The sequence below is a fragment of the Pseudomonas sp. IT-347P genome, from assembly GCF_949768005.1.
Classification (GTDB): Bacteria; Pseudomonadota; Gammaproteobacteria; order Pseudomonadales; family Pseudomonadaceae; genus Aquipseudomonas.
In genome coordinates this window covers 813,542-826,169 of sequence record NZ_CATKPQ010000011.1, presented here as the reverse complement: position 1 = coordinate 826,169, position 12,628 = coordinate 813,542, and the positions used below count along the sequence as shown (strand labels likewise).

General features: G+C 56.5%; 14 protein-coding genes and 2 pseudogenes. 6 read left to right on the top strand and 10 right to left on the bottom strand.

The annotated features are described in order from the left end of the window. The first annotated feature begins 79 nt into the window (after positions 1–79). Positions 80–556: a hypothetical protein gene (locus ACM6IV_RS07635; protein WP_414869414.1), complete on the top strand. Its 477-nt coding sequence runs from the start codon at positions 80–82 to the stop codon at positions 554–556. Between the two features lie 47 nt (positions 557–603). Here ACM6IV_RS07635 and ACM6IV_RS07630 read toward each other — a convergent pair whose 3' ends face one another. Further along, on the bottom strand, positions 604–840 hold the full coding sequence (locus ACM6IV_RS07630; protein WP_414869413.1) for a hypothetical protein: 237 nt from the start codon (positions 838–840) through the stop codon (positions 604–606). Between the two features lie 174 nt (positions 841–1,014). Between ACM6IV_RS07630 and tspO the strand changes: the two genes are divergently transcribed. Next, positions 1,015–1,455, top strand: coding sequence for a tryptophan-rich sensory protein TspO (tspO, locus tag ACM6IV_RS07625; RefSeq protein WP_414869412.1), 441 nt, complete (start codon positions 1,015–1,017; stop codon positions 1,453–1,455). Further along, entirely contained in the window at positions 1,455–2,456 is a 1,002-nt protein-coding gene (locus ACM6IV_RS07620; protein ID WP_414869411.1) for an alpha/beta hydrolase, read from the top strand. The genes tspO and ACM6IV_RS07620 overlap by 1 nt, the downstream gene beginning before the upstream one ends. Before the next feature lie 299 nt (positions 2,457–2,755). Here the strand turns inward: ACM6IV_RS07620 and ACM6IV_RS07615 are convergent, their stop codons facing one another. Both ACM6IV_RS07615 and ACM6IV_RS07610 read right to left on the bottom strand, forming a co-directional pair. Next, the gene (locus ACM6IV_RS07615) at positions 2,756–3,064 is read right to left on the bottom strand and encodes a hypothetical protein (protein WP_414869410.1); all 309 of its coding nucleotides are present in this window, start codon (positions 3,062–3,064) and stop codon (positions 2,756–2,758) included. Between the two features lie 39 nt (positions 3,065–3,103). After that, the gene (locus tag ACM6IV_RS07610; protein WP_414869409.1) at positions 3,104–3,298 is read right to left on the bottom strand and encodes a hypothetical protein; all 195 of its coding nucleotides are present in this window, start codon (positions 3,296–3,298) and stop codon (positions 3,104–3,106) included. A 234-nt stretch (positions 3,299–3,532) separates the two neighbouring features. Between ACM6IV_RS07610 and ACM6IV_RS07605 the strand changes: the two genes are divergently transcribed. After that, positions 3,533–5,392 (top strand): ABC transporter ATP-binding protein, encoded by a 1,860-nt coding sequence (locus ACM6IV_RS07605; RefSeq protein ID WP_414869408.1) that lies wholly within the window; start codon positions 3,533–3,535, stop codon positions 5,390–5,392. Between the two features lie 432 nt (positions 5,393–5,824). After that, positions 5,825–6,808, top strand: coding sequence for an LLM class oxidoreductase (locus ACM6IV_RS07600; RefSeq protein ID WP_043862986.1), 984 nt, complete (start codon positions 5,825–5,827; stop codon positions 6,806–6,808). Positions 6,809–6,846: 38 nt separating this feature from the next. Here the strand turns inward: ACM6IV_RS07600 and ACM6IV_RS07595 are convergent. The 5 genes and pseudogenes from ACM6IV_RS07595 to ACM6IV_RS07575 all read right to left on the bottom strand — a co-directional run. Further along, a pseudogene (locus ACM6IV_RS07595) lies at positions 6,847–7,029 on the bottom strand (potassium transporter); the annotation flags it as partial. Between the two features lie 191 nt (positions 7,030–7,220). Then, complete coding sequence (locus ACM6IV_RS07590; RefSeq protein WP_414869407.1) at positions 7,221–7,523, bottom strand: putative quinol monooxygenase; 303 nt, start codon at positions 7,521–7,523, stop codon at positions 7,221–7,223. A 226-nt stretch (positions 7,524–7,749) separates the two neighbouring features. Further along, positions 7,750–8,850: a low temperature requirement protein A gene (locus ACM6IV_RS07585; RefSeq protein ID WP_414869406.1), complete on the bottom strand. Its 1,101-nt coding sequence runs from the start codon at positions 8,848–8,850 to the stop codon at positions 7,750–7,752. Between the two features lie 98 nt (positions 8,851–8,948). Next, positions 8,949–9,488, bottom strand: coding sequence for a DsbA family protein (locus ACM6IV_RS07580; protein ID WP_414869405.1), 540 nt, complete (start codon positions 9,486–9,488; stop codon positions 8,949–8,951). Positions 9,489–9,499: 11 nt separating this feature from the next. Then, positions 9,500–10,042 (bottom strand): redoxin domain-containing protein, encoded by a 543-nt coding sequence (locus tag ACM6IV_RS07575; RefSeq protein ID WP_414869404.1) that lies wholly within the window; start codon positions 10,040–10,042, stop codon positions 9,500–9,502. Positions 10,043–10,553: 511 nt separating this feature from the next. Here ACM6IV_RS07575 and ACM6IV_RS07570 point away from each other — a divergent pair. Beyond that, positions 10,554–10,673, top strand: a pseudogene (locus ACM6IV_RS07570) (FAD-dependent oxidoreductase); the annotation flags it as partial. A 266-nt stretch (positions 10,674–10,939) separates the two neighbouring features. On the opposite strand, the gene ACM6IV_RS07565 reads toward ACM6IV_RS07570, so the two are convergent. Next, positions 10,940–11,353, bottom strand: a complete 414-nt coding sequence (locus tag ACM6IV_RS07565; protein WP_414869403.1) for a PaaI family thioesterase — start codon at positions 11,351–11,353, stop codon at positions 10,940–10,942. 128 nt (positions 11,354–11,481) lie between these two features. Then, positions 11,482–12,582, bottom strand: coding sequence for a GlxA family transcriptional regulator (locus ACM6IV_RS07560; RefSeq protein ID WP_414869402.1), 1,101 nt, complete (start codon positions 12,580–12,582; stop codon positions 11,482–11,484). Positions 12,583–12,628: the final 46 nt, after the last annotated feature.

The following is a 12,628-nucleotide window of genomic DNA, read 5'->3' as shown; positions in this document are numbered from 1 at the left end:
GGGGGGGTGTACGGGGTTCTCGGCCGTCGCTGATCCGTCCATAATCCCATCCCCGGTTTGGCTGCCACAGGACGTGTGAATGGATACTCATCAATGGCTAGGCTTGTTTGAACGAGCCTTTAACGGCATGGAAAAAAGCCTGGAGCAAGTGCTGCAACTCAACAGTTGCCGCGAACACTGGATTCAGGCGGAAATCAGTCTTCGCGCCTGGTTCGAGGACGAGGTCGAAATCTGGACTGACCTGCCGATAGGCGATCGGCGCAAAGCCGACCTGTACGCAGTAGACGACAGTGGCGCGACAACGATGGTCGCTGAAATCAAATGCCTGGGTGACGTCTCACAAGCCAAGTGCCTGGAGGGCGATTGGTCGGTGCGCGCCGATGTTGACCGCTTGCGATCCTTCGAATGCCCGACCCGTCTTTTCGTTCTGGTGATCGCCAAAGGGGAACGCGAAACCAATACCGGACGCCGTCTGCGTGAAGACGAATGGGTGGATGGCCGGGACTGTGTCACGGTTGAGCTGCAGTTCGCGGTCATTCGGATGTGGGCATTGTAAGGCAGCATGCGATGGATCACGGCCGCCACGAACGCATGCATCACGCTTCAGTTGGTTTGGCTTACAACCTTGATATCGGTGATCCCCACCCGCTCGGCCTGTTCGAGGATTTGTTCGGGTGTTGAGTCTGCTGTGGGCATGATCAAACTGTTTTCCGCGTCACCCAGATGCAGTTGCAGCAGATGCATCGCGGCGTCGTGCTCGGCCAAGTGCTGGTCCTTGAGTTCCAGCAGAAAAGTCCGAGGCTCGCCGTTGAACCGGTATTCGATGTGATAGGTGTACATGAGGTCATCCGCGTCAGTAGGGAAAGGGCAACTGATTATCCTGACGCAGTGGTCAGCTTTTAGTTCAACTTGAATCGTTCCTCAGACCATTTTGTATTTGAAGGCAAACTTTTCGCTCACCGGGGCGTCCCTTTCTTAAACCCCCAACCGGCTGATATCAGCCAAGGACTGGCGATGACCTTTTTTATTTTTCTTCTGGCCTGCGCAGCCGCTGCAACCACCGGCGTGATGTTCAAACCGGGGCCGTGGTATGAAGGGCTGAACAAGCCCGGGTTCACTCCGCCCAACTGGGCGTTCCCGGTGGCGTGGACAATCATCTATCTGCTGCTGGCCTGGGCCGGCTACCGTTTGAGCCTGATGCCCGGCAGCCAGACCGTGCTGGCGCTATGGGCGGCGCAGATTGCGCTAAACACGCTATGGACGCCGGTGTTCTTTGGCGCGCATCAGGTGCTGGCGGCGATGGTGATTCTCACCGTGTTGTGGCTGGTGGTCGCGGCGATGGTGGTGCTGGCGATACAACTGGACCTGATTACGGGTTTGATCCTGTTTCCTTATCTGGCGTGGCTGTGCGTGGCGGCGGCGTTGAATTTTTCCATCCTGATCAAGAACCGCTGATGAGCAATGCCAATTGGGGTGGTGCAACACCGTGGCCGCAGGGCGAGCGCGAGTTGGCGCAAGTACGCGCCTTCAACAAAAAACTTGCCTGGCTGCCGCGTTTCAAGATCCGCAATCGCCTGACGCCACGCTTAATTCAAGCGCTGTTGCGCGTCAGCCAGATCGGTGGCTCGGGCGTGTTGCGCAAGTTTGGCCTGACAACTGAGCGCAGGCTGATCGATAAGGTCCCGGTGCGGATCATCCGTCCCAAAGGTCTAGCAAAAGGTGTGGTGCTGGATTTTCACGGTGGCGGCTGGGTGATCGGCAATGCGCAGATGAACGACAACTTCAACGCGGCCATTGTCGACAGTTGCCAAGTAACCGTGGTTTCGGTGGATTATCGACTGGCCGTCTCCACGCCCATCGAAGGCCTGCTGGAGGATTGCCTCTGCGCCACTCGCTGGTTACTGAATGACGATGAGTTCGCCGGTCTGCCCGTCGTGGTGGTCGGTGAATCGGCGGGCGGTCATCTGGCGGCGGCGACATTGCTGGCGCTGAAACAATGGCCCGATCTGCTGCAAAGAATCAGCGGCGCCTTGCTGTATTACGGCGTCTACGACCTGACCGGCACGCCAAGCGTGCGCAACGCGCCAGCAGACACGCTGGTGCTGGACGGCCCCGGCATGGTCGAGGCGTTGCGCTTGCTCATGCCGGAGCTGACCGACGAACAGCGCCGTCAGCCACCGCTGTCTCCGCTGTACGGCGACTTCAACGGCTTCCCGCCGGCGCTGCTGTTTGCCGGCGAACTCGATCCGCTGCGCGACGACACCCTCGACATCGCCACGCGCTGGGCGCAATCGGCACCGGTCGAGATGTACCTGCTGCCCTCCTCGCCCCACGGTTTTATTCACTTTCCCACGGCCATCGCTCAAGGTGTGCTGGCCTACAGTCGCAAGTGGATTTCAGCGCGCGTCGCGGCCGCTGGATCGCCACAACCGCGAGAAGCGTCACCGCCTCGTTGAATGAGCCGCTTCGGCGTGATGATTCGGGTTTTCAGGCAAAGACAGCCAGGATCAAAAGCCCTGCCGCTATTGCCATCCCGCCGATAACTCTCGCGGCACCTGCCCACTGATAATACCGGCGCTTCCCTCTCTGCTCCCTGGTCAGCAACGGTGCGGATTTCAGTTGCGCCCGCTCGGCCTTTACGGACTTGGAATACCCGAACATATCGGACACATACAAAATCAGCCCCACGCCTATCACCAACAGTGCGGCCCCTAAACTCACCATATCGACCACCTCTATCAAAACGAACCCGCGCCTAACGGAATTTCCCGCTCCAGCGTTTGAACGCGCGCCGCCCACGCCAGACACCCGAGCACAACCACAGCCCCGCGCCAGTCGCGGCAATGAAAACGACGATGGTCATCAGCAGATAAAAACCGAAGCGCCACGGCTGTCGATCGAAGACCAAGTGCTCCCGGACCTTGGAAACGCCCCTCCCCGTCGTCACGTCGAACTGCCAGAGGGTCGCGGCGTTGTATAACTGTTCAGCGCAGGCCCACGCCACAATCAGACAAAACAGCGCGGCGATGAAACAGTAGAAGCGAATTCGATAATTCGGGATCACGTATGTTTCCTCTCCCTGGAAGACCGACAATCGCCACGCTCAGGCGATGTAGAAGAAGTACAGCGCCAGACCTAACAACTGCATGAGCAGCAGGATGGAAAGAAGATGATTGCAGCCCTTCCACGTTTTGCTCACTGGTTTGTTTTTGGCCACTCGGTAACGCAGATAACTGTCGAGTGAAAGCGACGCCGTGGGGATCAGCACGAACAGAAACGTCAAAAAGAAATTAAACATTTCCCTTGTCCATCGACTCCCAACATGAAACCGGATTTGTTCGCTGCATCGTTCGCTGCTCAAGTCATCTGAGTAAACAGCTTAGCTGATCGGCATGCGCCCGGAATCCGTGGGGTTGGGCGACACGGTAATGCGGGCGTTAACACTGGGTGGGGACAAGCCGTTGACGTGCACCCCCTCAACGCCGCCATTCAATGGCAGAATCCCCTGACCCTGATCATTTCGGAGACCACAATGCTTCGCGTGTTTGAACAACGGCTCGACCCATTCCCACCCGACGAAGCCCCTCCTCCGCCCGTCGGCCTGATGCGGTTCCTGTGGGCCTGCACCCGTGGCGCGCGCGGTTATATCCTCGCGCTGGCGCTGCTCAGTGCCGGCGTTTCGATCTACGAAGCGTGGCTGTTTTCCTTTCTCGGGCAGGTCGTGGATCTGCTCTCGACGTGGCAGGCCGGTGGTGGTGTCAACGCGCAGGAAAGTCGTGTGCTGTGGGGCATCGGCATTGTGTTGTTTATCAGCATCGGTCTGGTGGCGCTGCGCACCATGGTTCAGCATCAGGTACTGGCGATCAATCTGCCGTTGCGGCTGCGCTGGGACTTCCATCGGTTGATGCTGCGGCAAAGCCTTTCGTTCTTTTCCGATGAGTTCTCCGGGCGGGTCACGACCAAAGTCATGCAAACCGCTTTGGCCGTACGCGAAGTGTTGTTCACCTTGATCGAAATCGCACCGGGCATTGGCGTTTACTTCATTGCGATCATCGCGTTGGCCGGCGGCTTTGCCCTGAAACTGATGCTGCCGTTCATTATCTGGGTCGCGTTGTTCGGACTGGCCATGGTGTATTTTGTGCCGCGCCTGGGGCAAGTCGGTCAGGAACAGGCCGATGCGCGCTCGTCGATGACCGGGCGCATTGCCGATGCTTACACCAACATCACCACGGTAAAACTGTTCTCGCACTCCAAGCGCGAAGCGCACTTCGCCCGCGCGGCGATGGAGGATTTCAAGCTCACCGGTTTTCGCCAGATGCGGCTGGTCAGCCAGTTCGAAATCGTCAATCAGGCACTGGTGGTCGGACTGATTATCGGCGCTGGCGGCTATGCCCTGTGGCTGTGGCATCTGGGCCAGGTCGGCACCGGTGCGGTGGCGGCGATCACCGCCATGGCGCTGCGCATCAACGGCATGTCGCACTGGATCATGTGGCAGATGACGTCGCTGTTCGAAAACATCGGCACGGTGCAGGACGGCATGGCCACCCTCACCCGCGGCCCTAAAGTGCAGGATGCGCCGAACGCCGGCGTACTGGTGCCGGCTGGCGGCGCGGTGACGTTCGACAAGGTCAATTTCAACTACAACGGCGAACGTCAGGTCCTCGACAACCTGAGCCTGAACATCCGCGCCGGGGAAAAAATCGGTCTGGTCGGCCGCTCCGGTGCGGGCAAATCGACGCTGATCAATCTGCTGCTGCGTTTCTATGATGTCGACAGTGGCGAGATTCGCATCGACGGGCAGAACATCGCACAGGTGACTCAAGACAGTCTGCGCAGCGCGATCGGCATGGTCACCCAGGACACGTCCCTGCTGCACCGTTCGATTCGCGACAACATCGCCTATGGCCGCCCGGACGCCACCGACGAAGACATCCGCCGCGCCGCCGCCAATGCGCAGGCCGACGGTTTCATCAGCCAACTGAGCGACAAGCAAGGCCACAGCGGCTACGACACGCTGGTCGGCGAACGCGGCATCAAGCTGTCCGGCGGCCAACGCCAACGCATCGCCATCGCCCGGGTGATGCTGAAGAACGCGCCAATCCTGCTGCTCGACGAAGCCACCAGCGCGCTGGACTCGGAAGTCGAAGTCGCCATCCAGGAAAGTCTTGATGAAATGATGCAGGGGAAGACCGTGATCGCTATTGCGCATCGGTTGTCGACGATTGCGGCGATGGATCGACTGATTGTCATGGATGAGGGGCGGATTATCGAGCAAGGCACGCACACTGAGTTGCTCAACAGAAACGGCATTTATGCGCGGCTCTGGCAGCATCAGAGTGGCGGGTTTCTGGGTGAAGATCAGGGGGTGGCGACGGCGATGGATCAGGCTTGATAGGACGGATTTGGCAGCAGTCGCGTATGGGCGACTGCTATCGGCCAATAGCGGCCGTTTTGGAATGGCAGGAAACGACCGATAACTCCCTTCGATACGCGACTTTCGCCCGCCAGCGGCTCGATTGTTAGAATATGGCGGAGAGCTGCAAAACCGCCTACGCTTATAGAATGATTCCTCGAACGCCTTGCCCATCTGGTGGTATAGAGCCGAGAGATCTGACTTCCTTTGACGGTCCGCTTAACACCCACCCGGACCAACCCGCGCTTGTCGCCAGCAACGGCCCCCTGAGTCCGGTCCACACGACCAGCAGTACGGCGCAACGGGTAAAAGCCAGACCCAGTCCCCCCACCTGCCGTTCAAAAGCGACCGATGCTGCAGCACCTCTGGAAACGGGGGCGCTGTTCACGTTCTGCCATGAGGTCAATCCGTATGTATCGGCCGAGCACGATTCCTTACCAGCAGCATCGAGGGTTCAGCCGAACCTTCACTCAGGGGCATTTGAGCCTTGGATTATTCTTTCCCATGGAGGCGTTCGACGGGGACACTCCGAGCATGCTCAACCAGGTCACACTGGCTAAACAAGCCGAGGCGCTGGGCTTCTGCGCGCTCTGGTTTCGCGACGTGCCGCTTCGCGACCCTGGCTTCGGCGATGTCGGCCAAGTCTTCGACCCCTGGGTTTACCTGGGTTATATGGCCGCCCATACCTCGGAGATTGCACTTGGCACCGCCTCCATCGCCATCCCGCTGCACCATCCCCTGCACACGGCCAAGGCGTCAGCCAGCGTCGATCAGTTGAGCACTGGTCGCTTGATTCTGGGGGTTGCTTCGGGAGATCGGCCAGTGGAGTTTTCGGCGTTTGGCGTCGATCCCGAAAGGCGTGGAGAGATCTTTCGAGAACACTACGAAGTGATTCGCCGCGCCCACAGCACCAGTTTTGAGCCCATCCACTGGAGCACTGGTGAAATGCAAGGCGCAGACCTGATTCCGAAACCTACCACCCAATTCATTCCAATGCTCGTGACCGGCAACAGTCGCCAGTCACTGGATTGGATCGCGCGTGAGAGCAACGGATGGATCAACTATCCACGCATTCCGAACATGCAGCGGCTGGTCGTGGAAGATTGGCGGCTGGAGGTCACGAAACAATGTGGTTCTGTGTATAAACCCTTTACTCAGTCGCTGTACATCGATCTCGATGAGAATCCGTCAACGCCACCCACACGTATCCATTTGGGGTTCAGACTTGGACGTTACCATCTACGATTTTTACTGGAGTCGCTTGAGGAAATCGGCGTGGACCACGTCATTCTCAATCTCAAATACGGCAAGCGCCCTGCGGTGGAAGTTATTGAGGAATTGGGTACGCACATCGTTGCGCAGTTCGGAGTGCAGCCGCGTCAGGCAGCTCATTGAACATCGGTCACTGCTACGCCGACGAATGCTCACTTGACGAAACCATAAGGTGTCACGGCGCGGATGACCTCCGGTTCTATATCAATGATGGAGATCTTCGCGCCATGAGCGACCGGTGCCCGGCAAACAATCTACCCTACCCAGCCTAAACCCGTGATGAGCACGTTGCCTTGCAGATTCTGTGCGGCTTCCACGCCGTCCCTGGACACGATTTGCGCGCGTATCCTTTCACTTATACCGAGCGCGCAAGCATGGCATGAATCCTGGACACGGCACTTTAGCCATGACATTTATCTTCACAAGTGTTTTGATTGATCATCGCCCGGAACAGCAGCAGGCCCAGGCTATCCTGATTTTCACAAAATACATCGTGGGCCTCCCTGTACTGACTGGAGCTTCCTATTGGGTTTGCTTAGCCGGGTAGCTTGGCCGCAAGGACGTCAACCTTCTCGATTGATGGCGCTTCGGCAAATAGCTCGGCAGCGTTTGCCATAAGCGCCGCCGCGACCTTGCCCGAAAGATGAGCCTGCCGGCCCGCTTCATCCGGGAATGCGTCAAAGATGCCAAAGGTGGACGGCCCCAAGCGGATTCCAAACCAGGCTGTAGTGGCTGGCTCCTCCTCCACTAAAGGAAGGCCGCTCAAGAGAAAGCGCTCCACCTCTTTCTCTTTCCCAGGTTTTGCTTCCAGACGAACCAACAACGCTACTTTGACCATGACGTGGCTCCTGTTGTTACGATGCGGCTGGTGCTATCTGGTCGCAATAGCTAAAAGGGGCATTCGGCTATTAACTATGGTCGACGACACCAGGATTACAAACCCAAAGAGACCAAGGGTAGCGACGCATGTCGCTCGGACACTGAGAATGACGTTGTGGGCAACGCGCAAGCCGCAGACCAGCCGCTTGATCACTTTTCCCGAGCTGTGACCTGATAATCAAGACTCAACGATATCTGAAATTCAGGAGAACATAACAGATCATGGTTACTGTCAGGCCGACCAATATGTACTCGACACGCGGTAGAAATATAACTAACCCACCTAAAGAAAACACGATCAAGGTGTTTTGCAGTATGTATTTCCTTATCCGACTCACGGCTATGAAATAGCCATATTGCTTCCCCAGGAAAAATAATGCCATGCCGATGATCGACATGATCTGGAAATCGCGCATCGCAATGTCATTCAGGATCGCATGCCTGATTAAATTCGCCAGGAGTGCCAGCCCGATAAAAAGAAAAAGGTGCGAGTAGATCAAGGCGTGCCCACTCATACTGCTGTGATGTTTGCTCAGCAGGTAAAAGCTATCAAAATAGATCCACCAGATACTGCAAATCATGATGAATCCGGTGATTGCCGCCGTCACATTATAACGATCCCATTGAATGTTAGATAAACCCCCAGAAAGACTGATCACTGACTCACCCAACAAGATGATGGTGAGCAAGCCTATGCGTTCAACCAAGTGTTCTGTATGGGCTGGCAGTGACTTGAGTTTAGTCCAGAAAAATACAGGAAACAGAATGTCGAGAACAATTCCAACATAAGCGACAAGGTAACGCACAGGCGGGTCAAAAAGAACCGATGAGAGACTAATGACTGCGCTAATTAACAGGGCGAAGCCGAGCCTGGAGGAGAGCTCGCCGCGGGAATCGAATTTACTTATGGACGAAATGTACATGATACTGATGATGGCACGTATGCCAAAATAGCAGGCAATAATAAGCGGGTAGTTCACTTCCAGGTCTTCCCCGATCCGTGCCGATAGCACAATGAGCAGGAGCATTATGAATAATGTTGCCAAACGGTGAAGATTGCTGTCTGTATCAAACCTGTTGGAGTAAATCGTGTGACTAGACCAGATCCACCACAACGGTACAAAAAGCAATAAGAATGTCCATAATTGCTTATGTTCAAAGTGGCCTTCATGAACATGTCCGAGAGTATGCGTAACCTGGCCTATCGTAACAACGAAAGTCAGGTCGAAAAACAACTCCAACCATGTGGCGTGTCGATTTTTTTCATAATACTTCAAAGATTTCATTAGCTACCGGCTCCGAGTGCACCTCTTAAATGTAGAAGGAAGCTAACGCTGGTTTGCCCTCGGCTCTGGTGTGGGTGATGCCAGGCCGATGTGGCTATCTAGCGATTTCGTCCGCGAACTAACAGAAGCTCGATTATCTGACTCATCTCGTTGAACTCTGGGACCCCGTCATAGCGAAGCCCGTCAAAGTAAAACGCCGGGGTACCGTTCACGCCGCTGCGTACACCGCCATTGAAGTCGGATTGTATTTTGGGGATGTAAGTGTCCTCTCGCATGGCAACGTCGAGTTCCTCGCTGGAAAGGCCGTGTTTTAGAACAATGGCGCGATACAGCGGCAGACCCAATCGATCCTGATTTTCATACAATTCGTCGTGACCCTCCCAGAAGAACCCTCGACTCCCGGCATACTCCGCGGTAACCGCTGCACCCAGCGCATGCGGGTGAGCGGTGGTCAGAGGAAAGTTACGGAACACGAACAGCAAATCATCGCGAAAATGCTGTTGCAGATTCTTGACCATCCAATACGCTTCACCGCAATAGGGACATTCATAGTCGCCAAATTCCACCAAGGTGACCTTGGCATGCGCACTCCCCTGGCGATGGTCGTTGGCACTTACCGGGACTTTGAGAGTGGCCATGTAATCACCTGTTAATTTTTGGTTGGCGTGCTTTGTGGCGAATTTGCCAGAGCATCCAGCGCATCCAGAATGCCGTCCGCCCCAGGGTTAATTGCCATTGGTGAGACGTAGCTCCAGGCGACCACCCCCTCCTTGTCAATCACGAACAGTGCCCTCTTACAAACTCCGAGCTGGGACTCGTACGCTCCATACTGACGTGCCACCGCCCCTTTGGGCTCAAAATCGGCCAGCAGGCTGAAGTGGAAATTTCGATCTTTGGCAAAGGCCTGATGACACCAGGCGCTGTCAACCGAGATACCCAATAGCACCGCACCGTATTCTCTGAAGGTGGGTAACAACTGGTTGTACAAGGTCAGTTGGTCACCACACACCGAAGTCCAGTCAGCGGGATAAAACGCCAGTATCACGGGGTTCCCCTTTAACTCGCGCAGCGACAACTGTTGATCAGGGGTTGCGTGAAGAGTGAAGTCGGGCGCGATAGTGCCGGCCGGCAGCGGACCCTGAACCAGGTCGCCATTGGTTTTTTGTGCATCATCGAACTCTAAAGTATTCATTGCTTGAGCCTTGATAGATGGGTGGTTGGGACGTGCTCAGTGGGATGCGACGTGCCCGGTGGGATAACTCCATCCACCATCAAAGGGTTCAAAAAAAAGACAACGCTGCCTCGATCTCAGCCTGAGCCTGAGTGATTTCGGCAGCGAAACGTTCACGTTCCGCATCAAGGAACACAAGAAGATCCGCCGTGTAATCGCGGAATTGGATTAGGCCAGATTGGCAGGGGAATGGTCAGATTCGCTCTGGCTCACCAATCACTATAGTCGTTGATGACGCTTACCGTAGTAGCTGAAAGATTTTTCGCTACCCTCCAGTGCCAACAACACTCACGCGCTTATCTTGCTGCCATTTCAGGCGGCGTTTTAACACGATGATTTTGGCAGCTATTTCGCCACTTCAGACAAATTTACATCTGCTTTCTGGACGACAACTGCTGCCCCTTACGACAAGCAGAAATCGACCAGAGGCAGACACTGAAACCGCCTTCAGGTCTACAGAATGAAGGTTGATATGGGAAATGCTCTGGACAAACGAGTCGTTGTCATTAGTGCCGGCATCGTGGGCGCTTCGCTGGCGTATCACCTTGCTGATAAAGGCGCGAATATCACCTTGGTTGAGGCTGAAGGTATTCAAAGATGCGGCTCGTGCAGCGATGGTGCTGTACCTAACGAATAGTCGAGATCGGTCTTCGGGAAGCTGAGCGATAGCCTTTGCGAATATTGTCACTGACCGCTTTTGGCCGGGAGCAGTAGTTCCCGGATGTCCGCTAATGGCCGAAAGCAGTCGTTCGTGAGCGGACATCAGCCCGAAACAATCATCCAAGACATGGAATCACTCACCCGCTAATCCTCAAGACGCAGTCTATCGCCGCCCCGCCTCTCGATGAGCACACATCCTCAACCCATCGGCACCGCAAACACCGCACTGGCCCGCGCTACCGTGCGCTCTCCGACATGCAGACTGACGGCAGCAAACGCCAGTTGCCGGCCTTTTTTCGAGTGCTCGAGACGCACTTCCAGCCACTCGTTCATCTGCACGGCGCCGAGATAATCCAGGGTCATGCTTGCGGTGATCAATGGCTGCGGAGGGTCGCTGGCAAAGGCCATGGCGTAGCCCATTCCTACATCGGCCAATGTCGCCAGGACACCGCCATGCAAGGTGCCACGGCCATTGGCATGGCGGGAGTCGGTCAATAAGCCCAGTTCCAGTTGCAGCCCGCTGCCTCGCGCGTAGATCGGGCCCAGCAAATCCAGCAACGGACTGCTGCGGGTGAACGGGATGAAACCTTCGGGAATTGCCGTGGCGTTCATGATCCCTCCGCGTGCCGGCGATCACCGGCGTCATTGACCTGAACAGAGGGTTTATTGGCCATCCCATAATGGAGCAAGCACTATACGTGGGCGGAATCTCAGGTGATCAACCGTCGAGGCCCGGACGATCATCCTGTGGACGCCAGCTCGACATGCTCCATCATGCGAACGCTGGCAAACGTCGATTCGTTGCGCGCCTGATCGAGCGTTGTCAGCGGTTGGATCGCTGACGGTTGCGTTGCCGGTTTACGGCTCATTTCAGAACCGGAACGCTCGTCGCTCGGCGGTACGCCAAAGTGCTCGCGATAGCATTTTGAAAAATGCGGCGTGGAGACGAAACCGCAGACATACGCCAGCTCCACGATCGACAAGTTGGTTTGCTTGAGCAATTGGCGCGCGCGAATCAGCCGCAGCCGCAGGTAGTAGCGCGACGGTGTGCATTGCAGGTACTTCTGAAACAGCCGCTCCAGCTGCCGCCGTGACAGGTCGACGTATTCGGCCAGGTTGTCCAGGTCGATCGGCTCTTCGAGATTAGCCTCCATCAGCGCCACCACTTCCTGCAGCTTGGGCTGGTGCGTGCCGACCACGTGTTTGAGCGGTACGCGCTGATGGTCTTGTTCGTTGCGAATGCGTTCGTAAACAAACATCTCGGAGATGGCGGTGGACAGTTCACGACCATGATCGCGGGCAATCAGGTGCAGCATCATGTCCAGCGGCGCGGTGCCTCCAGAACTGGTGAAGCGGTTGCGATCGAGGGTAAAGAGGCTGGTGCTGACGCTCACGCGCGGGAAAGCTTCCTGCATGGCCGCCAGAAATTCCCAGTGCACGCTGCACTCATAGCCATCGAGCAGCCCGGCCTTGGCCAGCGCCCAACTGCCGGTGCACACCCCGCCCAAGCGTTTCGATTGACGCGCCAGGGCTTGCAGCCACGTCGTGTGCTCGCGGGTAATTGCACTCTGGATGCCGACCCCACCGCAGACGATGACCGTGTCCGCCACGGAGGGATTGCTCCACGACCCGTCCGGCGTGATCGGCACACCGTCGCTGGCCCAGACCGCCGCCCCATTGGGACTGAAGGTATGCCAGCGATACAGCGTTCGCCCGGTCAGTTGATTGGCCATGCGCAATGGCTCGACGGCAGACGCCAGCGACATCAGGGTGAATTTGTCCAGCAGCAGAAAACCAACGGTTTGAGTCGTACCGTCAGCTATGGAAGGGGTCGATGACATCATGTCCTCATAAGATCGGTCTGCGACGCAGGCGTCTGTCGTTCCC

What these genes read in the sequence shown, in the direction of transcription:
- ACM6IV_RS07630 (WP_414869413.1), bottom strand. Translation starts at nt 840, where the DNA reads ATGTACACCTATCACATCGAATACCGGTTCAACGGCGAGCCTCGGACT.
- ACM6IV_RS07585 (WP_414869406.1), bottom strand. Translation starts at nt 8,850, where the DNA reads ATGAAATCTTTGAAGTATTATGAAAAAAATCGACACGCCACATGGTTG.
- ACM6IV_RS07600 (WP_043862986.1), top strand. Translation starts at nt 5,825, where the DNA reads ATGTATCGGCCGAGCACGATTCCTTACCAGCAGCATCGAGGGTTCAGC.
- ACM6IV_RS07610 (WP_414869409.1), bottom strand. Translation starts at nt 3,298, where the DNA reads ATGTTTAATTTCTTTTTGACGTTTCTGTTCGTGCTGATCCCCACGGCG.
- ACM6IV_RS07560 (WP_414869402.1), bottom strand. Translation starts at nt 12,582, where the DNA reads ATGTCATCGACCCCTTCCATAGCTGACGGTACGACTCAAACCGTTGGT.
- ACM6IV_RS07580 (WP_414869405.1), bottom strand. Translation starts at nt 9,488, where the DNA reads ATGGCCACTCTCAAAGTCCCGGTAAGTGCCAACGACCATCGCCAGGGG.
- ACM6IV_RS07590 (WP_414869407.1), bottom strand. Translation starts at nt 7,523, where the DNA reads ATGGTCAAAGTAGCGTTGTTGGTTCGTCTGGAAGCAAAACCTGGGAAA.
- ACM6IV_RS07635 (WP_414869414.1), top strand. Translation starts at nt 80, where the DNA reads ATGGATACTCATCAATGGCTAGGCTTGTTTGAACGAGCCTTTAACGGC.
- ACM6IV_RS07605 (WP_414869408.1), top strand. Translation starts at nt 3,533, where the DNA reads ATGCTTCGCGTGTTTGAACAACGGCTCGACCCATTCCCACCCGACGAA.
- ACM6IV_RS07620 (WP_414869411.1), top strand. Translation starts at nt 1,455, where the DNA reads ATGAGCAATGCCAATTGGGGTGGTGCAACACCGTGGCCGCAGGGCGAG.
- tspO (WP_414869412.1), top strand. Translation starts at nt 1,015, where the DNA reads ATGACCTTTTTTATTTTTCTTCTGGCCTGCGCAGCCGCTGCAACCACC.
- ACM6IV_RS07575 (WP_414869404.1), bottom strand. Translation starts at nt 10,042, where the DNA reads ATGAATACTTTAGAGTTCGATGATGCACAAAAAACCAATGGCGACCTG.
- ACM6IV_RS07565 (WP_414869403.1), bottom strand. Translation starts at nt 11,353, where the DNA reads ATGAACGCCACGGCAATTCCCGAAGGTTTCATCCCGTTCACCCGCAGC.